The organism is Maribellus sp. CM-23 (assembly GCF_021354595.1).
In the GTDB taxonomy this organism is placed as follows: domain Bacteria; phylum Bacteroidota; class Bacteroidia; order Bacteroidales; family Prolixibacteraceae; genus Draconibacterium.
In genome coordinates this window covers 673,803-696,126 of the sequence record NZ_JADWYJ010000003.1, presented here as the reverse complement: position 1 = coordinate 696,126, position 22,324 = coordinate 673,803, and the positions used below count along the sequence as shown (strand labels likewise).

Below are 22,324 nucleotides of genomic sequence, written 5' to 3'. Positions count from 1 at the left end.
ACATGTACAGAAGATTCCAATATATTTTACTTTCCATTATTGCCGGAGCAGGTATTTCGGCGCAGGCGCAAACGCAAACCGACACACTGAGGCGCGAAGTGGAAGTTACGCGGGCATACGTTCCCACCATTTCGGATGCCAACAAGCTAAACAGCATGCCAAAAATAGATGAAGAGCAGGCTGAAAAGCCAACCTTTCAATATTCCATTCAGAGCCAACCGGTTTTCAGCACTTTTTCGGTAACACCGCTAAAAGCCGCTACCATTGAAACAACACCCCATACACAACGGGGATACGGATTGGTTCGGGCCGGTTTTGGAAGTTACTATAAACCTTACGCCGAAGTTTTCTTTAACAACCTGAATTCAAAAAATACTGTTTTCGGAATCCACGGAAAACACCTTTCATCTTACGGAGATATTGAACTTCCCGGCGGTAATAAGGTGGATGCGCCGTTTATGAACAACGAACTGGAGCTTTTTGTAAAACACTCCGTTCAGAGCTCGGTTCTATCCGTAAATGCCAACATCAGAAACGATGGGTTCAACTATTACGGTTACCCGGTTGTGGAAGTGCCCGAATTACTTTTACGCGACGATCAGCAGATCAACTATTTTGGCACCAAACAAGCCTTTACCAAAGGAAGCTTTCACATTGACTTGGATGACATAAACGCCGACATCGATGAGCAGGAATTCGGCTTTTCGTTCGACTACCATTATTTTGGCACCAAAACCGAACAAAAAGAACATTTTGCCAATTTTACAGCCAATGTACGCGCCCCGCTGCAGGTGGGAATCGGGATGCTGGATGCAGGACTTGAATACACACAGGCCAGCAATATCTTTGTTCCGTCAGACACCACACTGAACAAACATTCAATGACCGTATTGTTTGCCAAACCGGCCTGGTACATCGGAAACGAAACTGCCAACCTGAAACTGGGAGTCAATCTTTGGTTCATCATGGACAATACCACGGACACACAAGCCAAGATAGCGCCCGTTGTTCGTGCCAACTGGGTTCCGGTTAAAGAAATCATCAATCTGTACGCCGGAATCGACGGTAATTTCATCAACAATTACTATTCTAAAGTAGCCTACGAAAATCCGTTTGTAAATCCGGACCACGACCTAAAAAGCTCGATGGAGAAGATTCGTTTTTACGGTGGCTTTGATGGTAAATTTTCGCGTAAAACGGCCTTTAAATTTTCAGCCGAGTATTCCATTACCGGAGACCAGCCGCTTTATTACCTGAACCAAACATATTATCCAAGCACGGAGATCAATCCAAACCCGCTGATAGTTGACAATACTTTTGCGGTGCTTTACGACGATATCGACCGTTTAAAACTAAATGCAGAGATCTTCCATGCGTCCTCGGATAAACTGGACCTCGCACTTTCAGTAAATTATTACAAGTACAAAACCGACAAGCAAGAAGAAGCCTGGAACCTTCCCGACTGGGATGCTACCTTTTCGTTGGGCTACAAAATAACGGAACAACTGAGCGTTTCAACCGATGTTTATTTGATGGGCGAAAGAAGCGCACTGATTCTGCAAAGCCAGGATTTTGATCCGGCCATCCCCGGAAGGACCGAAGATGCCGTGTACAAAGTCAACAAACTCAAATCAGCCTTCGACCTGAACCTGAAGGCCAATTACCAGATCACCAGCAAGTTTTCAGTATTTGCACAGTTGAATAACTTTGGGTTCCAGCAGTACGAAAGATGGCTGGGTTATCCCGTGCAAAGCCTCAATGGGCTGGCGGGAATAAGTTATGCATTTTAAAACAAAACAGTCATACAAGGGAGCTTAAAGCTCCCTTTTTTATTACTCTTTTCCCAGACTTTATTCCACTCATTTTCACGTTAATAAGTTGTTAACAAATACACCTGCAAATACCATCAAAACAAGCGGTATTCCGGCTATTTTTTTTATCTTTGACGGGTGATTTCAAAATCTTTTTCCACACAAGACAAGAACTTGAAAATCAACTAGTTTCCTTTAGTAGCTATCCAATTAGTCTGCCGGGAAACTATTTTATTTTAAAGCATCCTTAAATGGATCAAATATTTAAACAGAAGAGATGAGCGAAATTGAAAAAAAAGAAGTCCGGAACAACGGCAACGGTAACGGAAACTATTCAGCTGATAGTATCCAGGTGCTCGAGGGTCTGGAGGCTGTACGAAAAAGACCGGCCATGTATATTGGCGACGTAAACGAAAAAGGTTTACACCATTTGGTTTACGAGGTGGTGGACAATTCAATTGATGAAGCACTTGCCGGTTATTGTAGCAACATTGATGTTATCATTCATACAAATAATTCAATAACCGTAAAAGACGACGGAAGGGGAATTCCGACGGAAAGACACACGAAAGAAAACAAATCGGCACTGGAAGTGGTAATGACCGTCTTGCATGCTGGTGGTAAATTCGACAAAGACTCTTACAAAGTTTCCGGAGGTTTGCACGGTGTGGGTGTTTCGTGTGTGAATGCACTTTCTACTCACCTGAGAGCAGAAATTCACCGCGATGGAAATGTATGGGTACAGGAATACAGTATCGGAAAGCCTCTTTACGATGCAAAAATTATTGGTGAAACCGATATTACAGGAACCATTGTAACGTTCCAACCCGACACAAGCATTTTCCTGTCAACGGTATACAAATACGAAATTCTGGCAGCCCGTTTGCGGGAGTTGGCATTCCTGAATGCAGGAATCCGGCTGAACCTTACCGACGAGCGTCAGCAGGAAGAAGACGGTTCCAATAAAGCCGAAACTTTCTATTCGGAAGAAGGTTTGAAGGAGTTTGTGAATTATCTGGATGGAACACGTGAAAAACTGATCGATGAAGTGGTTCACATCACCACCGAGAAAAACGGAATTCCGGTGGAAATTGCCTTGCAATACAACACATCCTTCTCGGAAAACATTCATTCGTATGTGAACAACATCAACACGATTGAAGGCGGGACCCACCTTACCGGTTTCCGCAGAGGTTTGACCCGTACGCTGAAAAATTATGCCGATCAGTCGGGCATGTTGTCTAAGCTGAAATTTGACATCAGTGGAGATGACTTCCGCGAAGGCTTGACTGCCATTATTTCGGTGAAAGTTGCCGAACCACAGTTTGAAGGCCAGACCAAAACAAAACTTGGAAACTCCGAAGTGAGTTTGTCGGTTGACCAAGCGACCAGCGAAGCGCTGCAATATTACCTGGAAGAAAATCCAAAGGCAGCCCGCCAGATCGTAAACAAAGTGATTTTAGCAGCACAGGCCCGCCATGCGGCTCGCAAAGCCCGCGAGATGGTGCAACGTAAAAACGCACTTTCTGGTGGCGGACTCCCTGGAAAACTGAGTGACTGCTCAGAAAAAGATCCGGCCAAATGCGAGGTTTTCCTGGTTGAGGGTGATTCGGCAGGTGGTACGGCTAAACAAGGTCGCGACCGGCGCACACAGGCAATTTTGCCACTCCGCGGTAAGATCCTGAACGTGGAAAAAGCCATGCAACACAAGATCTTCGAAAACGAAGAGATCAAAAATATCTTTACCGCGCTGGGAGTTACCATCGGAACAGAAGAAGATTCCAAAGCGCTGAACATGGAGAAACTGCGCTACCACAAGGTGGTGATCATGACCGATGCCGACGTGGACGGAAGCCACATTGCAACCCTGATCATGACTTTCTTCTTCCGGTACATGAACGAACTGATCAAAAGCGGATATTTATACATTGCAGCTCCTCCACTCTACCTGCTGAAAAAAGGAAAAAGAGAAGCCTATGCATGGAACGAACAACAACGTCTGGCTATAATCCAGGAATGGGCGGATGGAAACGAAAGCAGTGTTCACGTGCAGCGCTACAAAGGTTTGGGAGAGATGAACGCCGAACAATTATGGGATACCACCATGAACCCGGAAAACCGTACGCTTCAGCAGGTAACCATTGAAAATGCGGCAGAAGCCGACCATATTTTCTCGATGCTCATGGGTGATGATGTTCCGCCACGACGGAAATTCATTGAAGACCATGCTACTTACGCCAAAATTGATGCGTAATTCGGAATTGAAATTTTTAGAACTGAAGTGAAACAATCCACTTTCGACCTGAAAATTTCATTTAAAATATGCAGAAAACCGGGAACTTCCCGGTTTTCTTTTCAGTATCCAATATCACAGTATCTAAAATCAAGTTGATGAATATTTGCGTTTTTTGTTCTTCCAGTAATGCCATTTCCGATGTCTATTTCCAGGAAGCCCAACAACTGGGTACACTCATCGGGCAAAACAATCACTCGTTAATCAACGGTGGAGCCAATGTCGGACTAATGGAAGCGGTTACAATTGCTGCCAGCAAGGCAGGAGCCAAAACAATCGGTATTATCCCTGAAAAGATGATACACCGGTCGCTGGCATCTGACAACTCGCACGAGGTGATTGTAACCAAAGACATGATGGAACGCAAAGCTCACATGCGCGAACTATCGCATGCATTCATCGCCTTACCAGGCGGATTCGGGACCCTCGAAGAAATCCTCGAAGTAATTACCCTACGCCAGCTTTCCTATCACCACAAGCCCATTGTGTTTATCAACACCAACGGCTTCTTCGACCACCTTTTCAAACAATTTGAAATTTCCTACACCGAACAGTTTGCCAAACCTGTTTACAGGGAATTGTATTACGTAGCCAAAGATTCGGAAGATGCTCTGAACCACATTACCAACTATAAAGAAATTGAGTTGGACTCGAAATGGTTTGTTGTCCCCGAGAAATAAAAACAAAACTGTAATTCTTTGCCTAAAATCATGTCAGATAGGATAAAAACCGAGAAAGTTTGCGTCCTGACATTTTTACAGCCCGCACCTAAATCGGTTGTATATTTTTAACAAACACGTGGTTCTGTTGTTAAATTATGCAAAATAGAACAAAAGCATAGTGTCATCACGACATACTGGCAGTAAATTTGATTGCATGGAGTGCAATTATTTAATGAATTAAATTTTACTATCATGAAGAAGTTTGGGAGAATATCATTCACATTTTTACTTGTGATTGCAGGTGCATTTATTGCTGTTTGGGCTTACAGCACCTTCTTCAATGAACCACAAGTTGTAACAGTAAAAGAAGAATCAGCTATCCGATATGCCAGCTTACCGGCCGACAGTGAGCAAACGCTACCCGATTTGACCTTTGCCGCAGAAAAATCGATACATACCGTGGTACACATTGCCACTCAATCCGTACGCACCGGACAGTGGTCGAGCGGAAATCCATTTATCGACGAGTTTTTTGGTTTAAGAAGAAGTGAACCTCAGGTGCGCCAAGGCTTTGGCTCGGGGGTGATCCTTTCGGAAGACGGTTATATTGTTACCAATAACCACGTTATTGAAGATGCTCAGAAAATTAAGGTGATCCTGAATGACAAGCGCGAATTTGAAGCGCGTTTGGTCGGCGCCGATCCTTCAACCGATTTGGCTTTGCTAAAGGTTGAAGGAAAAGATTTACCTTACCTTACTTACGGAAACTCGGAAAACTTAAAATTAGGCGAATGGGTACTGGCTGTTGGAAACCCGTTTAATCTTACCTCAACGGTAACTGCCGGTATTGTGAGCGCCCGCGCCCGTAACCTCGGAATTAACGAAGACACTTATTCAATTGAATCTTTTATACAAACCGATGCGGCCGTTAACCCGGGAAACAGTGGTGGTGCACTGGTAAATCAACAGGGGAATCTGGTGGGAATCAATGCTGCCATTGCATCCAGAACAGGCTCATACTCAGGGTATTCATTTGCCATTCCGGTAACCATTGTAAAAAAGGTTGTGGAAGACTTGAAGAAATACGGCGAAGTACAACGTGCCTTGCTTGGAGTAAATATTGGTGATGTTAATGCAGAAATTGCGAACAAATTAAACCTTGAGCGTGTTGAAGGAGTCTATGTAGGAGCGGTTACCGAAAACGGGGCAGCAAAAGAAGCCGGAATTAAAGCTGAAGATGTTATTATCGCCGTTGGAGGAGAAAAAGTGAAGACATCAGCCGAGTTGCAGGAAAAAATAAGTCAGTACCGCCCAGGCGATGATGTAAAAGTTGATGTTCTGCGGAACAATGAAAGGAAACAATTTACCGTTACTTTGCGTAACAGACATGGCGACACTCAGATTGTAAGGGATAACGTAAGTGTTTTGGGAGCTGAGTTTGTTACAATTGATAACGAATTGAAGGAAAAATTAGACATTGACCATGGAATAATGGTTTCAAAACTTGATAAAGGAAAGCTGAAAGACGCCGGACTTGAAAAAGGATTTGTTATCACCAGCGTGAACAAAAAACCGATTTACGAGGTCAATGATTTTAAGAGAGAGATTGGAAACGCGAGAGGAGGAATTTTGGTAGAAGGAGTGTATCCAAATGGAGAACCGGCTTATTTTGTTTTTGGAGTGAGTAAATAACAAGACAAATCATTAAGTTTGTATTAACAACAAATAGATCATTTGTTTCTCCTTGACCGGTAATAATTTATGTTCTATATTTGCACGATTTTTTAAGAAAGTTATATGAGACAGCTAAAGATCACAAAGTCAATCACTAACCGTGAGAGTGCCTCTTTAGACAAGTATTTGCAGGAAATTGGTAAGGAAGAACTAATTACTGTCGAAGAAGAAGTAGAGTTAGCACAGCGGATTAAAAAAGGAGATCAGGCTGCTTTGGAAAAATTAACCAGGGCGAACCTTCGCTTTGTGGTTTCGGTGGCAAAACAGTACCAGAATCAGGGACTTAGCCTACCGGACCTTATCAACGAAGGAAACCTCGGTTTGATCAAAGCAGCAGAAAAATTCGATGAAACCCGCGGTTTTAAATTTATTTCTTACGCAGTATGGTGGATCCGCCAATCCATTCTTCAGGCTCTTGCTGAGCAATCGCGTATCGTTCGTTTGCCTTTGAACCAGGTAGGTTCGCTGAATAAGATCAACAAGGCTTATTCGAAATTTGAGCAAGAACACGAGCGCAAACCATCGCCCGAAGAGTTGGCCGATTCACTGGAACTACCTGCCGATAAGGTGGCTGACACATTGCGTGTTTCCGGACGTCATGTGTCTGTTGACGCGCCGTTTGTTGACGGAGAAGACAACAGCCTGCTCGACGTTTTGGTAAACAACGATTCGCCAAATGCCGACCGCAGCCTTATCATGGAATCATTGTCGAAAGAAATTCATCGCGCGCTAGCGACATTGACAGAACGTGAAAGCGATATCATCAGACTGTTTTTTGGCATAGGGTGCCAGGAAATGACATTGGAAGAAATCGGTGAACGATTTGGATTAACCCGGGAAAGGGTTCGACAGATAAAAGAAAAAGCTATCAGACGATTAAGACATACATCGCGAAGCAAATTACTAAAAACATATCTGGGATAAAAATTTTGAAAAAAGGTTGTCAAGCTTGGCAACCTTTTTTAATGCCCTTAAATCGCTTATTCCTCTGCCTCTACTATTCCGCCAGACACAGTAGCAACACCTCCTTCAAGCACCCTGCTTTCTTTTTTCCGATAAGCAATTAATGCAGAGGCCATAATAATGCTGGTGGCAATAATCACGAGAAACAAGATACCGTTTTCAAAACTCTCGATTTTAAGCGAATCCGGAATGGCAAAAAACAAGAGTATTGAAATCAGGCCACGTGGAGAGATCAGGGCCTGCGGAAGAATATCTTTCTTTTCGATGGCTTTGAACAAAGCGAAACGCAATGCATAGGTAACCAGTAAAAACACCGCACTAATCAACCAAACCCTTCCACTCAACAGTGTTTCCAAAGGAAGTGTCATTCCAAAAACCACAAAGAAAAAGGTACGCACCACAAAAGATGTCTCAATGGTTATCATTTTAAACTGATCGTAGAGGCGCTCAATACGGTCGTCTCTCAGCCATTCTTCCAGCTTCCAGAAAAGCAGATGCTTGTGGTTTCGCAACAGCAAGCCAAACATTAAAATAATCAACAGCGACGACAAATGAAAAAGCTTACCCACCGAATAAAGCATGATCAGCACCGCCAAAAACAAGAAAAACTTCGCCTCTCCCCTAATGTTCTGAATTATGTATAGCAGTACATAGCTTAAAACCACCGAAACGGAAAGCGTGAGCAAAATATTCCCGATTACAACAAAGCTGAGTTGCCGCATTCCTTCTACGTCTGCATTTTCAACCATCATGTAAAAAAACATGATACCCAGGATATCGGAGAATGTCCCCTCGTAAATCAGAAACTCCTTTTTGTATTTTACCAGGTTCCCCACACTGGGAATAATGATGGCGCTGCTCATGATCGACAAAGGCAGCGCATACACCAGCACCCGCATAAAGCTTTTATCAGGCATGTAAAACTTCAGCAGAAAAGCCAAGGTAAACGAAGTCAGCACCAGCGAGAGTGCAGCAATGGTAAACGATTTCCAGATAATCGGCCATTTTTCGCGGGTCAGCTCCAGGTCCAGAGCCGCCTCCAGCACAATCATAATCAACCCGACAATTCCGAGTATTTCGAGCGAACTAAAAAAGCCGGGAACAATCTTTAATGAAAGCAGAAGCTGGTTAATTCCTATCCCCATCAGGATAAGCACCAGTACGCTTGGCACATTGGTCCGTTTTGAAAGAATATTGGTGAAAAACGAAATGATAATAATGACACAGAGTCCTATTATAAAAAGATATGCATTCATAAAATTCTTGCTTCTTTGCAATCAAGCACGAACCTAATTGAGATACGAAAGATATGCAGAAAATCAGAGTATCCGGAAGATCGAGACATAAAATGTGCAAATGGTCAAAACAAATAAGCCAACAACCATGAAATTTATTCGGCAACTTTTATAGATGTCGCTGTCGGTCAACTTGCGTGGATTCTCTCCGATAAAAGGCTTGTTCACCCACTTTCCGTGATACACATTTGGGCCGCCAAACCGGGCATTAAGAATGCCGGCCAAAGCAGCCTCCGGATAGCCGGCGTTGGGACTGCTGTGTTGTTTTCCAAAGCGAAATATGTAGAGAAAACCTCTTCGGCTGAACGTTACCAGCACCATTAGAAAAGCCGTTAAACGCGCCGGAATAAAATTCAGTACATCATCAAGCCGGGCGGCAAAAAAGCCAAATTCGCGGTATCTTTCACTTTTGTAGCCAATCATCGAATCAAGGGTATTAACCATTTTGTACGTCAATATACCGGGAATACCTCCCAGCGCATAATAAAAAAGCGGGGCAATTACCCCGTCGCTTAAATTTTCAGCCAGAGTTTCCAGTACAGCAGCTCTTACTTGCTGTTCATCGAGATTTGTGGTGTCGCGCCCAACGATCATACTCAGTTGTTTTCGTCCAGCTACGATACCTTCCTGTTTTAAGCGGCTAATAACCAGCAACGATTCGTAAATAAGTGAACGATTGGCCAGCCCGTAAAAAACAAAAACCGAAGCAATTACATAAAAAGCGATTGATTTATCGGGTAACAACTTCAGTCCCCACCAAAGCAGAAAAAACACAAAGAGAACCAATACAAGCGTTAAAAAAGCGCCTTTCCATCTTCTCCCGCCGCCTTTGTTTAGCAGCGTTTCGCCTTTGGAAATCAGCCAGCCAAACCAACGAACCGGATGCGGCAACCAGTGCGGATCACCGATCAACAAATCGAGTACAAACCCCACCAGCAAAGGATATACTATCTCGGGGAAGTCAGTCAAGTTGAATGCTTTTATAGATGTACTCCATGTCCACATTTTCGCGGATCAAGGCGGCCAGTTTATCGTATTGTTCTTCTTTGAAGCGTTTAAAATCTATCTCCGAAGCAAGCTTCTTTCCATTGGAATCTAACACACTTTTTATGATCTCGCTGTTGTCGAAAATACCATGAACATAGGTTCCCCACGCACGGTCATTTAAATAATAGCCGTCCTTCTTTTTCCCATCAATGATACAAAGCGGACGATCGTTTTCCGCATTTGTCTCCCCCATATGAATTTCATAGCCGGTTCCTTCAATGTTTGTGTTCTGAAATGTAAAGGAACACTGCTCGGTTACTTTTTCGTTGGTAATGGTTGTTTCCACCGGCAAAATCCCCAGCCCCGGAACAGCTTCCACTGCCCCTTCGATCTGAAGCGGATCGCGCACCCACTTCCCCATCATCTGGAAACCTCCGCAGATTCCGTAAACCGCCTTTCCCTGTTCGTGCGCTTTTTTAATGGCAGTAGCCATGCCCTGCTTTTGCAAAAACAGAAGATCAGAAATCGTATTTTTTGATCCGGGAAGAATAATGATATCAGCCTGAGCGAGGTCTTCGGGAGTAGCCGCGTAAAACAGGTTGACTTCAGGAATTTGTTCCAGTAAATTGAAATCCGTGAAGTTCGACATGTGCCGCAAAAGCACAACTGCCATATTAATCTTCCCTTCCACCGAAGCAAAGCGCTTTTTATCCACCACCACTGAATCTTCATCGTCGATATAGATGTCGCGGAAATGCGGAATAATTCCGACAACCGGCACTCCGCAAAGCTCCTCTAGTTTACGCGCGCCGTCTTCAAACAGTGAAATATCCCCCCTGAATTTATTAATTATAACTCCTTTGATCAGTTTTCGCTCATTCTCAGGAAGTAACATCATGGTTCCGTAAACGCTACCAAAAACGCCGCCTTTATCAATGTCGGCAATCAGGTAAGTGGCTGCATTTTTTTCCACCGCCACGCGCATATTGGTAATGTCTTTTTTCCACAGATTTACTTCGGAAATACTGCCCGCACCTTCCACCACCACCGGGTTAAATTCGGCTTCCAACTTCGAAAAAGCCTTCATCGCCTCGTTGAAGAGAAAATCGCGGTCGGTTTCATTAAAATAAGCTTTGGCCGATTTGTTTGCCCAGGGTTTTCCGTTTAAAACAATCTGCGAATCCATGTATCCCGTGGGTTTCAAAAGAACGGGGTTCATTTCAACACTGCAGGGAATTCCGCAGGCTTCGGCCTGCACTGCCTGCGCCCGGCCAATTTCCAAACCATCGGGAGTCGGGAAACTGTTCAGCGACATGTTTTGCGCCTTAAAAGGAGCCGGTTGTAACCCGTCCTGTTTAAAAATGCGGCAAAATCCGGCATTGATCACGCTTTTTCCCACATCAGAGCCGGTGCCCACAAACATAATCGGGCGGTATCGCTTTTTATTTCTCATTGTTTTCATTGAAGTCGAAAATGGTAACACTTCCGTACGAAGGTTTAAACTCAGCAAACAACTCGCTCATTGGCTGTCCTTCTGCTAAATGTTTTACAATTCGAATTACACCTGCGTGTGTGATTACAGCCGCTGCTTCAGTTCCGCTTTCTTTCAGTTCTTGCAGCCACGCGGCAATCCGATCCTGCATTTGCGGATAAGCTTCGCCGTTTAGGGTCGGTAAGTTTTGGTAATTGTCCATCCAGTTCTTCCCTTCCCCTGACTCATAAATATCGTCCCAGCTTTTTAGTTCCCAGTCGCCAAAATCAAGTTCCTTTATACGTTCCTCAAAAAGAATATTCTGAGCCGGGAAAAGATATTCAGCGAGTTTCCGGCACCGTTGCAATGGGCTGCTGACAATCTTATCAAAATGAAGGCCGGACAGTTCTTCTTTCACTGCTTTCCTTTCCCTGTGAAATGATTCAGCCACATCCACATCGCTTTGTCCGTAGCAAATTCCGGGCTTCACATCCACACTTGTATGACGAATCGCGTATAGTTTCATTAGTAATACTGAATGGCTAAAACTGCCAGGTAAAAAAATACTTCGCACAGTTGCTGCAGTGCCCCGAGCACATCGCCTGTGTAACCTCCCAGTTTCCGGGTAATATATTTCCGAAAAAACCAGGTTAGCAATAAAAGCAATGCGAAAACTACTACAACTTCTTCCAAGTGTAAAAACACCAGAGACAGTGCGCCAAAAGCTATCGCAACAACCAGCGAATAGGTGGAATCAGCTTTCCCGACGGGTTTGGTTTTACTGGTTGCATCCAAACGGGCGTATACCGATGAATAAATCATCAACACAGGAAAAATACGGCTCACGGCATGCCCGGCCATCAAAATAAAAGGAATCCGTATCGCATCGATGTGAGACAATGCCAGAAATTTTGTGGCCAGCATCATCAACAAACCGATGGTTCCGTACGTGCCGATACGTGAGTCCTTCATTATTTCGAGGATGCGTTCGGGAGTGTAGCCGCCACCAAAGCCGTCGCAGAAATCAGCAAAACCATCTTCGTGAAAAGCACCCGTAAACAGAATTGTTGCCACTATGCTTAGTAAAACCGCCAAAGATAACGGGAGAAACACCGACAGCGCCCAAAAGATTAACGCTCCAAAAGCTCCCACCAACCATCCTACCAGCGGAAAGTAGCGGGTTGCTTTATTCAGCATTTCCTCGTTCCATCCAACAATGTTGCCTACGGGAACCCGCGAATAAAACATCAGCGCTGTCAGAAATATTTTAAATTCGTTTTTCATTTTCTGAATTTAGATACAGGATTCCGGATACTTGATACAAGACAGGCATGCTGCTATATGATCATTTTTGTACATGCTATTTTTACCATGGTTATTTTTACAATTTATACGGCGAATTGCTTGTTATCTGCAATCTCCAAAAGCTTCCATGTGTACCCCGTTTGTCTTACTAATTCCTGTTTATTTGAACTTACTTTGTAATTTTTTTTAAAGTTAATCATCTCCCTGCTGTGTCTTCTGTCATTTTCTAATATACAGAAACCTATTTGTTTATTTCAACTACTTTTTCGGTCGGTCAGGATGCTTTATCGATGAATCAGAATGCTCTTTCGAACAACCAAGATGCTCTATCGATGAATCAGAATGCTCTTTTGAACAACCAAGATGCTTTATCGATAAATTAGAATGCTCTTTTGAACAATCAAGATGCTCCATCGAATAAACCCTGTGTCTATTTGTAAAATGTCTTTGCTTATTTGCACCAGTCCGGCCCCGTTTTGCAGGTTGTTTTATTTAATACAACACCGCCTATTCTTTATTAGAAACGCCCGCATCTTCCATGCTGCTCATTTGGTTTAAAAAGTTTACAGCCGATTTCACCAGTGGCATGGCAACTGCGGCGCCTGTTCCCTCACCCAAACGCATTCCCAGATGCAGCAATGGTTTCACACCCAAATACTCCAGCATTATTTTGTGTCCTTTTTCATCGGAACTGTGACAGAAAATACAATTGTTTTTAACCGAAGCATCCATTTGAATAGCCGTAATTACTGCGGCCGTAGAAATAAAACCATCAATCAGTATCAGCATATTTTGCTTTTTAGCTTCCAGATATGCCCCCACCATTGCGGCAATCTCAATTCCGCCAAATGTAGCAAGAATTTCTTCCGGAGTTTCCGGGTTATACTTTCCGGCAACTTCTTTCAGCACATTAATTTTATGCTGAACCTGGCTGTTATTTAATCCTGCCCCCGGCCCGGTACACTCTTCAATAGTGCCTCCGATAAACCGGTGCATTAACAGCGACGATGCCGAAGTGTTTCCAATTCCCATTTCGCCACAAGCAATGGTGTTACTTCCGTTCTCTGCCTCTTTCCGGACTGCATCAGCACCTGCTTTCATTGCGGCGCGGCATTCTTCCGGTGTCATGGCAGGTTCAACTCTCATGTTACGGCTTCCGTAGGCCACTTTAGTTTTCTCAATGGGCAATTCGGCCGGGAAATCGTAGTCTACACCAACATCGTACACCTTCAGGCTAATGTCGTTCTGATTACAAAACACATTAATTGCTGCGCCACCTCCGCAAAAATTCATCACCATTTGCCAGGTAACGTCTTTTGGATACGGACTGATTCCCTCGTCGGCCAAACCATGGTCGGCAGCAAAAACCAGGTGCGCAGGTTTTTCAATTTTTGGCGATAAAGTATTCTGCACCTCCCCTATTTGTAAAGCCAGTTCTTCCAATAAGCCCAGCGATCCAAGAGGTTTGGTTTTGTTGTTTATTTTGTGTTGAAGTTGTTCTTTAATTGTCATTGTTATTGGTTTTTTATTTTTGTTTCTCGCAGATTTCGCGAATTAATTTTGAACCACAACAGGCACTTAGAACACAGTACATTCTGCCTGTTGTTTTTTGCCTACTGCATATTCCTGCTGAAATCTGAAATCGTTAATCATCATTCGATATTCATTTTATTTTTACCGGTATTCCTGAAACCATCAGAACTACTTCGTTGGCCAGTGAGGCAATGTATTGGTTCATCCAGCCTTGCAGGTCGGCAAATTTCCGGGCCAGTTCATTTTCGGGATGAACCCCCATTCCCAGTTCGTTGCTTACAACAATGGCGGTAAAATACTGTTGGATAAACGCGTTCCATTCGTTTTTTGCCTGCGCCAGACTGAGGTCTACATCGCTGTTGTTTTGGTAAAAAATATTGGTGAGCCACAGCGTGATGCAATCCACCAGCACTACCTTTCCGGTAAGCTCCAATTTACTGATGTTTACTTCTTCTTCGAGCGTGGTCCACTGCTCTCCTCGGTCCGATTTATGACGATCCACCCGCTTCTGAAAGTCGTTGTCCCAGATATGAGCGGTTGCCAGGTAAACCGGGGCATCCGAAAGTTGTTCGGCCAGGCTTTGTGCGTAGCGGCTTTTTCCCGAGCGTTGCCCGCCTGTTATAAAAATGATTTCAGCCATTCTGTTCAATTAAAAAACCCCCAACCTCTGTCGGGGGCCATTCTACAATCCGGTACTTTTCAGTACCAAACTTAAGCAATCATATTTTGAATTTTGTCTCAAGGCTTTTCGATTAAAAAACCGGAAGCGGCCTGAACAGCCAAACTATCCCGGTTTTTTACGATTTTCAAAATGAACTATAATACATGAAGATGTTTATTCTGACAGCTTTTATTCTTTTTTCAGAAAAATAGCCCAATAGGGAGATATTCCACAGTCGAACTGGCTAACGTAAGTTCCTTCGGTTGTATAAATATCTACGGTTCCGGGTTCAGAATAACTTTCAGCCCCAAAAACATAGATCTTATCCTCATTATCCCGAGGATCCACAAACATTCCATTGGTTCCGGTAAGGTTTTCAATAAACGGAGTAAACTCTTTGGTTGTGGTATCAAAAGCATATATCGATGCCGGCTCACCCCAAGAGGTTGCAAGAACATAAATTACAGACAAATCACGGTTGGGGGCAAGAATGGAACTGTACCCGCTGCTTACCCCTCCGAGTGCATAGGTTGCTTGCAAGGTATTGTTGCTCGTATTGATGTACCCAAGTCCTGTTGAAGAAGAGTAATCATTGTATGTACTTAGAAGAGACACATACAGATTATCGTTTTTATCTTTTACAAAGTAAGAAGTAACTGCAGGTGTTGCGATATAAGAAACTGCATTGTTGCTCAAACTCGTAACGGCCACACTATCTTTGTAGTTTAACGCAGCATAAAGATTTCCGTTGGCAATTGCCAATCCTTCCGGGCCACCTGCTATGCGAATCTTCTTTTCAACAGTTTGAGTCTTAATGTTCATCTTTGCAATGTATGAAACACTTTCATCGTTCCATACGTCTCCTCCCCAACAGGAAATATACAGATAATCTCCATTAGCGATACAATAGCGAGGGCTAATGATACTATCAGAAATTCCTTCTCCTGTCTGTACAAAATCGTGTCCTACAACGATTACCTGATCAACACCGTTTCCCATCAAGTAAATCTTATCGTTGTATTCATAGGCATACTGTATATTCGAATTTAACTCAACACCGTTTTGTGCCTCGTAATAATAGTTTACAACAGAATCCTTGTTGTAATCATATTTCGTTACAGTTCCCTGGCTGCTTCCGCCATAGTTAAAGAAATAAAAACCGGAAATTTCGTCGGAAACAGGCAAATCCGGGCCATCATCGTCCTTACTACAGGCTGTAAACAATAATGCGGTTACAGTACAAAGCAGCAGATAGTTAAAAAGTCGTTTCATAATCCTAAATTTTAATATTTTACATGTTGATATTCATCGTTATTCCTACCCTGAAATTGATTCCTGGCATGGCATAATTTCGTTGATTCTGATAGCTTAGATCAAAAATGTTGTTTACTGAAAAGTTTGTGGCAAAATCTTGTTCTTTTATTTTAAAAGAATATTGAATTACACCGTTTGTAAGAAAATAGGGCTCAAGAGATTTTCGCACTTGCGTTGATTTGGAAATGTAATGATAGTAACGTTCTCCGGTGTAACTCCCATCGATCATCAGCAACCACTTGTTATACTTAAGCTGGTAATATACATTGAACATATTAACCGGAATATAAATCAACTGCTGGTCGGGCTTGCCTTTTTCCACTTTCGTTGACGGGTTATAGGTATAATTACCTGAAAGTGTTGAAGTAAATTCCCCCCAATTTTGTGTGGCATGCGCGTGTAACTCAATTCCTTTGCTGATTACTTTTTCCAGATTTACCGGGATCGGGCCATTGCTGTTACGCCATTCCAGCCAATTTTTTATATTGAGGTAGAAAAAGTTCAGTTTTACCTGCGACTTAAATCCTGATTTTTGGTATTTGTAATCTATACCTACTTCAGCGGTAAACCCTTCCTCAGGTTTTAAACCAGGTGTTCCGAGCGGGTTGGCCGAAGTTGGCCAAAAACGATCATTTAACGTCGGAATCCGATAACTTCTCGAAACATTAAATAACGAAGATAAGACTGTTCCCGAGCTTTTTATCCAGGTATATTCTCCCCCCAAAGCGGGAGTAAAAGGTGCGGTAAAATTACTGACCAACTGCTGCCGCAGGTTAATGGTTGTTTTAAAATTGTCAAATGGCTGATAAAACCAGGTAAGGTAAAGGTCAGCATTGTGCTCGTTAAAATTGACTGTGTCGGAATAGGAATAAACATCTGGAACAATAAGTTTGTATTTCACACCTACTTTGTATTCTAAATTATCGCACAACTGGTGCTTTACATTAAAATCGCCGATCAACCTGTCGGTTTTAATTCGCTGGGCAGCGTCATTATTATAAACCTGATTATCCCGCACATATCCTGCCCCCAGGTTGAATTTCAGTAGATGGTTTTCATTGCGGTATTCCCCCCAAAAGCGGATATTGTTATCTTTCAGTTCGGTGACGGTTCCGGCTGTCTCCCCTATCTCTGGCTGTATTTCATGCCAGTTATCGGCAATCCAAACCATTGATTTGAAATACTCATCGGGGCCAAACAAATAATTAAATTCCTGAATAATTCCTTTGTTGTCAATGGCAGCGCCATCTTGTATCTCTTTTGTTCCATTTTGGTTGCCAAAGCCGGAATAATTGATATACGGGAAATCATTATCAGTTTTGTATTTTAACAGCTTTGTCACCGATTCCCATTTGCCATTTCCCAAATAAACTTTGGCTCCGTATAAACGTTCTCCAAACGACCCGAACGAGTATTTGGCATTCACTCTCACCCCATCCGTCCAGTTGTTTTGTGTGCCCAGGTAAATAGCACCACCAATGGCGCCTGAGCCATTCAAGGCGGCAGAACTCCCATACTGGAGTTCCAGTTTATCAAACAAAAAGGAGGTGATTCCAGAAAGGTCAGAATGCCCGAGTGTCAAGGAATTAATATTTATTCCGCCAAACATAACACTGGTATGATCGGCAGCAGTTCCCCGAATATGCACGGTAGCCAGACCTCCGGCATTCGATTTCACATAGATGGGAGTGAAACGCATTAATAGTTGCTCTATACCACCTTCCTGAACAGAAGATATTTGCTCTGCAGACAGGGCTTCTATTTTCGATCCGGCCTGGAATTTTTTATAGTTTCCATAGGTAGTTATCTCATCAATACTGATGGTATCAAAAACAGAACTGTATTCCTGGCCAGCAGCACACACTGCAGCCAACATGAACATCCCAAAAATTACAAACCTCCTCATCTAAACTTTTTTAAGGAGCTTTGGATATCAGTGAAAAATACTTTTGAATATTTCTCAAGCTTTTTATCCCGAAGCTTAATTATTTAACAGGAATTGTGGCAGGTCTTCTGGCTTGTTCTCTGACTTAGACCTTCTCATCTGTCAACCGACAGATAATGGTGTAAGAAAAGTCAGTTTGTTACAGATCCCTCGAAAACCATCACTTCGTTTGATTTTTTTCGGGATTCTGCTTTTCTAAAAATTTGTTTGTAACACTCACAAATCTTAAGAAAAACTAGAACTTACAGCTGCGGGTACAGCTCCGGTTTTACACCGGATTCCCTTTTCATCGTGTTCATGATGTATGAACATTCGAACCAAAATTCGCTGACAAAGATAAACACAAACTTTTCTACTGTGCAAGCATTGTTGATTGTTTCCTTCTTTTGTTAACAATGTTTTATTGCGGAAAAACTCAACCTGAAAGAGAAAAACCAAACCAGCCCGACACTTTCTTTTGCACTGAAAATCAATCAGTACTCTATTCCTTCCCGGCTGCGAATTCCCCGGTCGAAGGGATGTTTCTCCTTGGTTAAATTTGTCACATAATCCGCCAGTTCCTTTAATCCGGCGGTGGCTCCCCTTCCGGTAAGCACCAGTTCACAGACCTCGGGTTTATCCCCGATAAAATCGACGAGTCTTTGTTCCTCCAGGAAGCCGTCCCTCACTGCAATCAGTATTTCATCCATAATCAGCAAGTCAATCTTTTCTGAATGAATAAGCAATTGAAGCTGTTGCAGGGCAATTTCAATGTCCTTTTTTAACTTTTCCAGGTTAATACTCCGGTTAAAAAACGGATGTCCTTCGGTAAAAACAAATACCATTGCACCAAGTTTTCGCAGGACATTTATTTCGTTATAACCGTATAAACCAGGTCGTTTCATAAAACAAGCATAAGCAACCTTTAAATCGTGTCCGTAGGCTCGAATAGCCAAACCAACCGCTGCACTTGTTTTTCCTTTTCCGTCGCCGGTGTAAATGTGTACCAATCCCTTTTCCATTTGTTTAGTTTTTGATGAACCGGTAAACATCTTCGAGCGCACTTACAAAGTTTACGGGACTCGGGCTACACGAAGTTTCAGAAGAAATCAGAAAAACCTTTCCGTTTTTCACCGCGGGAATGGAACCATACGTTTCCCAAACTTCCTTTTCGTTTTTACCGTAGCCTCCCATTTCGGCAATAATGATCACATCTGGCTTTTTCAACACCACACTTTCGCGCGACAAAGTGCCAACCTTCAAACCTTCGGCAATATTGGTGGCCCCGCAGGAAGTAATATAGTCGTTCATATAAGTATTCTGCAGTACCGTATAAATGGGACTGGCACCAATCTGAAAAAACACTTTGCCCGAAGGTAAGGAGCGCGATAGCTGCCTTATTTCGGCCACCCGTTGTTTCGCATTGTTTACAATCTCTTCTGCCTTATCGCTTAAGCCAATCAATTGTGCGATGGTCATGGTCTGCTCGCAAATCTCTTCAAAACTTTTGGGTGTATGCATCACTTCCACCCGAATGCCCAGTTTTCGCAGGCTCTCGATATCTTGCGGCTTGGTTAGCTGCATGGTTATCACCAGGTCGGGGCGCAGTGCAAACACTTTCTCTACGTTCACCTGAACGGCCGAGCCCACCTGTGCCACACCGTCATCTACTGCCCGCAAACAGTAGCTGGTGCAACCTACCAGGCGGTGGTTGCCGCCAAGCAGATAAATATTGTCGGTAACCGACGGGGCGAGCGAAACCACCCGCTTCACTTCCTGCGAAAAAACAGTAACTGAAATCAATGACAGAAACAAAAATACAAACCTCCTCATGTCAATAATTTTTAAGGAGCTTTGGATAAACCAGTGAAAAATACTTGTCGAATATTTCTCAAGCTTTTATCCCGAAGCTTAATTAATAAGTACGAATTGTGGCAGGTCTTCTGGCTTATCCCGGTTGTTGAGCCTTCCCATCCGTCGGGTGACGAACAGTGGCTTGCAGTTCAACAACACAATCCGTCAGCTGACGGATGGGATTCACAGCTGCGGGTACAGCTCCGGATTTTCTGTCAACTGACGGATCACCGGATTCCCTTTTCATCGTGTTCATGATCCATGAACATTCGAACCAAAATTCGCAGGCAAAGATAGTCACGAACTTTTTATTTATGCAAGTCGACGTCCTTCTTTCTGCTAAAAATGAAACTCCTCGCAGCAAGCTGACGAGGTATCACATTGGATAATCTTATTTTTACTCGCACCTAGGTGCGGGAAATATAACCCATGAGATCCCTCGTCTGTCGCTCGGGATCAGTTCGGCTAAATGATTCTGAAAAACAAAATCATAGTCTCACTGATTTAAACACAACCTTGTTCCGAACCACCGGTAAAGTTCTTAAAATGAATGATTGTCTTTGTTAACAAAACCCGGTTCCTCCTTCCGGTTCGATTGTAGAACAAAAAATATTTGCACTTTTGGTCTCTCAAAGACTGAAAGAAAATGACATACTTTAAACTGGACCTGGAAGAATATTTATCACCACATTTTGTACACCGGAGCAATTGGCTCAGAGCAGCAGTGTTGGGAGCCAACGACGGCATTTTATCAACAGCCAGTATCGCTATTGGGGTGGCCGCTGCCAGCAGCACCCGCGAACCGGTTGTATTGGCGGCAGTAGCCGGCTTGGTTGCCGGAGCTTTATCGATGGCCGCCGGCGAATATGTTTCAGTAAGTTCGCAAACCGACCTCGAAAAAGCAGACATTGAACGCGAGAAACAGGAACTGGAAGAAGACCCCGAAGGTGAATTAAAATACCTGGCTGCTATTTATGAAAAACGGGGCCTAAAAAAAGAAACCGCCCTGCTCGTAGCTACCGAAATGACCGAAAAAGATGCGCTCGCGGCCCATGTGCGCGACGAACTTGGCATACACGAGCTCAACCAGGCTAACCCGGTTCAGGCCGCACTTGCTTCTGCCCTTTCGTTTATGGCAGGTGGCATATTGCCTTTGCTGGTCGCCATCTTTTTTCCCTTAAAATACATGGAGTATTCGCTCTACGTCTTTTCGATAGTATTCCTGGCCGTCATGGGTGCTCTATCGGCCCGAACAGGCGGATCAAAAATATGGAAAGCCATTGTTCGCATAACCTTTTGGGGAACTGCCGCCATGGGAATGACCGCCATCGTTGGTTATTTGTTTGGCGTAAAAGTAGGCTAACCTGAAATGGTTGTGTTGCCGTTCTGTCGTGTTGCTGTGTAGCTGTGATGCAGTAAAAGCTCGCAGCTCATGACTTATTCCCGCATTAATGCGAGAAGTAGGAAGTTGGAAGCTTGTAGCTCGAAGCTCACTATTCTATACTTATTACTCGTTACTTTCTTTTTGCTCTTTGCTCCATGCCCTTTGCCCTTTCTAACTTAACAGTTTAGCAATTTGGCAATCATCTGTGTTACAGTTCTGCTGTAAAGCCGTATCGCTGTGTTTTGCTCGTTGCTCGCAGCTCGTTGCTCTTGGCTCAAAGCTTGCGACTTGTAGCTTGCAGCTATTCTTACATTTTTGAATGAGTAATTGCCTCCGGGTATTCAATATCCACCAAAAACAGTCCGTGCGCGGGTGCTGAAGCTCCGGCGGCGCCACGGTCTTGCCGTTCAATGATTGCACAGAATTCCGCAACCGAAAGCTTTCCCTTACCTACTTCGAGCAGGGTACCCACAATGGCGCGCACCATGTTCCGCAAAAAACGGTCGGCCTTGACCACAAACACCAGCCGAGCCCCTTCTCTTTTCCATTCGGCCTGGTAAATTTTGCAGTTGTTGGTTTTTACATCGGTATGAAGACGGCTGAAACTGGTAAAATCCTCGTAATTGAAAAGCATTTGCGCTGCTTCGTTCATTTTCTCCACATCCAGCGGAAGCGTGTAGCGGTAGGCCGTTTCGCTCGAGAATGGGTCTTTCTCGGTGGTAATAAAATAATGATAAGTACGCGAAGTGGCGCTAAAACGTGCGTGCGCTTCTCCACTTACGGGCCAGCATTTCTGTACGGCAATGTCGTTCGGCAGATAACTGTTGAGTTTGTACACCAGGTCGTACCCGGCAGCCACCGGCTTTTGCAAATCGAAATGCAGGATGAAGTACGAAGCATGCACCCCCGTATCGGTACGCCCTGCGCCAACAACCGACACAGGCTCACGCAAAAGCGTCGACAGCGCCTTTTCGATTGTTTCCTGCACCGACACCGCATTGGGCTGCACCTGCCAGCCATGATAGCGCGTTCCGTTGTAACTCAATTGTAAAAAATACCGGTGTAGCATGGTTTCCTGCTTTTGCGGCAAAGGTAGTATTTAATTATTAGCTGTGAGCTACAAGCTGCGAGCC

18 protein-coding genes and 2 riboswitches are annotated in these 22,324 nt (G+C 43.7%); of the genes, 6 read left to right on the top strand and 12 right to left on the bottom strand.

Annotated features, from left to right (window positions below):
* Nucleotides 1–2: 2 nt before the first annotated feature.
* The 5 genes from INQ51_RS13740 to INQ51_RS13720 all read left to right on the top strand — a co-directional run bounded on the left by INQ51_RS13740 (nucleotide 3) and on the right by INQ51_RS13720 (nucleotide 7,424).
* Nucleotides 3–1,790 carry a hypothetical protein gene (locus INQ51_RS13740; RefSeq protein ID WP_233378540.1) on the top strand — a complete coding sequence of 596 codons (1,788 nt, stop codon included), beginning with the start codon at nucleotides 3–5 and terminating at the stop codon, nucleotides 1,788–1,790.
* 298 nt (nucleotides 1,791–2,088) lie between these two features.
* Nucleotides 2,089–4,065, top strand: a complete 1,977-nt coding sequence (gene gyrB, locus INQ51_RS13735; protein ID WP_233378539.1) for a DNA topoisomerase (ATP-hydrolyzing) subunit B — start codon at nucleotides 2,089–2,091, stop codon at nucleotides 4,063–4,065.
* 137 nt (nucleotides 4,066–4,202) lie between these two features.
* A complete protein-coding gene (locus tag INQ51_RS13730; RefSeq protein ID WP_233378538.1) occupies nucleotides 4,203–4,784 on the top strand; it encodes a TIGR00730 family Rossman fold protein in 582 nt (193 codons plus the stop codon).
* A gap of 234 nt (nucleotides 4,785–5,018) precedes the next feature.
* Nucleotides 5,019–6,458: a Do family serine endopeptidase gene (locus INQ51_RS13725; protein WP_233378537.1), complete on the top strand. Its 1,440-nt coding sequence runs from the start codon at nucleotides 5,019–5,021 to the stop codon at nucleotides 6,456–6,458.
* Nucleotides 6,459–6,563: 105 nt separating this feature from the next.
* Nucleotides 6,564–7,424, top strand: coding sequence for an RNA polymerase sigma factor RpoD/SigA (locus INQ51_RS13720; protein ID WP_119438287.1), 861 nt, complete (start codon nucleotides 6,564–6,566; stop codon nucleotides 7,422–7,424).
* Between the two features lie 56 nt (nucleotides 7,425–7,480).
* Here INQ51_RS13720 and INQ51_RS13715 read toward each other — a convergent pair whose 3' ends face one another.
* The 11 genes from INQ51_RS13715 to INQ51_RS13665 all read right to left on the bottom strand — a co-directional run bounded on the left by INQ51_RS13715 (nucleotide 7,481) and on the right by INQ51_RS13665 (nucleotide 19,786).
* Nucleotides 7,481–8,719, bottom strand: a complete 1,239-nt coding sequence (locus tag INQ51_RS13715; RefSeq protein WP_233378536.1) for a cation:proton antiporter — start codon at nucleotides 8,717–8,719, stop codon at nucleotides 7,481–7,483.
* Nucleotides 8,720–8,782: 63 nt separating this feature from the next.
* On the bottom strand, nucleotides 8,783–9,727 hold the full coding sequence (gene cbiB / locus INQ51_RS13710; RefSeq protein WP_233378535.1) for an adenosylcobinamide-phosphate synthase CbiB: 945 nt from the start codon (nucleotides 9,725–9,727) through the stop codon (nucleotides 8,783–8,785).
* Nucleotides 9,720–11,198, bottom strand: coding sequence for a cobyric acid synthase (locus INQ51_RS13705; protein WP_233378534.1), 1,479 nt, complete (start codon nucleotides 11,196–11,198; stop codon nucleotides 9,720–9,722). Before INQ51_RS13705 ends, cbiB begins: the two co-directional genes overlap by 8 nt.
* Nucleotides 11,188–11,742, bottom strand: a complete 555-nt coding sequence (gene cobC, locus INQ51_RS13700) for an alpha-ribazole phosphatase (protein WP_233378533.1) — start codon at nucleotides 11,740–11,742, stop codon at nucleotides 11,188–11,190. Before cobC ends, INQ51_RS13705 begins: the two co-directional genes overlap by 11 nt.
* Entirely contained in the window at nucleotides 11,742–12,500 is a 759-nt protein-coding gene (locus tag INQ51_RS13695) for an adenosylcobinamide-GDP ribazoletransferase (RefSeq protein WP_233378532.1), read from the bottom strand. The genes cobC and INQ51_RS13695 overlap by 1 nt, the downstream gene beginning before the upstream one ends.
* Nucleotides 12,501–13,028: 528 nt before the next feature.
* Nucleotides 13,029–14,033 carry a nicotinate-nucleotide--dimethylbenzimidazole phosphoribosyltransferase gene (cobT, locus tag INQ51_RS13690; RefSeq protein ID WP_233378531.1) on the bottom strand — a complete coding sequence of 335 codons (1,005 nt, stop codon included), beginning with the start codon at nucleotides 14,031–14,033 and terminating at the stop codon, nucleotides 13,029–13,031.
* 151 nt (nucleotides 14,034–14,184) lie between these two features.
* The gene (cobU, locus tag INQ51_RS13685) at nucleotides 14,185–14,694 is read right to left on the bottom strand and encodes a bifunctional adenosylcobinamide kinase/adenosylcobinamide-phosphate guanylyltransferase (protein WP_233378530.1); all 510 of its coding nucleotides are present in this window, start codon (nucleotides 14,692–14,694) and stop codon (nucleotides 14,185–14,187) included.
* Between the two features lie 210 nt (nucleotides 14,695–14,904).
* Nucleotides 14,905–15,987: a hypothetical protein gene (locus INQ51_RS13680; RefSeq protein ID WP_233378529.1), complete on the bottom strand. Its 1,083-nt coding sequence runs from the start codon at nucleotides 15,985–15,987 to the stop codon at nucleotides 14,905–14,907.
* A 19-nt stretch (nucleotides 15,988–16,006) separates the two neighbouring features.
* Nucleotides 16,007–17,935 (bottom strand): TonB-dependent receptor plug domain-containing protein, encoded by a 1,929-nt coding sequence (locus INQ51_RS13675; RefSeq protein ID WP_233378528.1) that lies wholly within the window; start codon nucleotides 17,933–17,935, stop codon nucleotides 16,007–16,009.
* Between the two features lie 79 nt (nucleotides 17,936–18,014).
* A riboswitch (cobalamin riboswitch) is annotated at nucleotides 18,015–18,311 on the bottom strand.
* A gap of 136 nt (nucleotides 18,312–18,447) precedes the next feature.
* Entirely contained in the window at nucleotides 18,448–18,975 is a 528-nt protein-coding gene (locus INQ51_RS13670) for a cob(I)yrinic acid a,c-diamide adenosyltransferase (RefSeq protein ID WP_233378527.1), read from the bottom strand.
* Nucleotides 18,976–18,979: 4 nt separating this feature from the next.
* Nucleotides 18,980–19,786 (bottom strand): ABC transporter substrate-binding protein, encoded by an 807-nt coding sequence (locus INQ51_RS13665; protein ID WP_233378526.1) that lies wholly within the window; start codon nucleotides 19,784–19,786, stop codon nucleotides 18,980–18,982.
* A gap of 82 nt (nucleotides 19,787–19,868) precedes the next feature.
* Nucleotides 19,869–20,101: riboswitch (cobalamin riboswitch) on the bottom strand.
* 352 nt (nucleotides 20,102–20,453) lie between these two features.
* Between INQ51_RS13665 and INQ51_RS13660 the strand changes: the two genes are divergently transcribed.
* Nucleotides 20,454–21,170, top strand: coding sequence for a VIT family protein (locus tag INQ51_RS13660; RefSeq protein ID WP_233378525.1), 717 nt, complete (start codon nucleotides 20,454–20,456; stop codon nucleotides 21,168–21,170).
* Between the two features lie 328 nt (nucleotides 21,171–21,498).
* Here INQ51_RS13660 and truA read toward each other — a convergent pair whose 3' ends face one another.
* On the bottom strand, nucleotides 21,499–22,260 hold the full coding sequence (truA, locus tag INQ51_RS13655; protein ID WP_233378524.1) for a tRNA pseudouridine(38-40) synthase TruA: 762 nt from the start codon (nucleotides 22,258–22,260) through the stop codon (nucleotides 21,499–21,501).
* Between the last annotated feature and the right edge of the window lie 64 nt (nucleotides 22,261–22,324).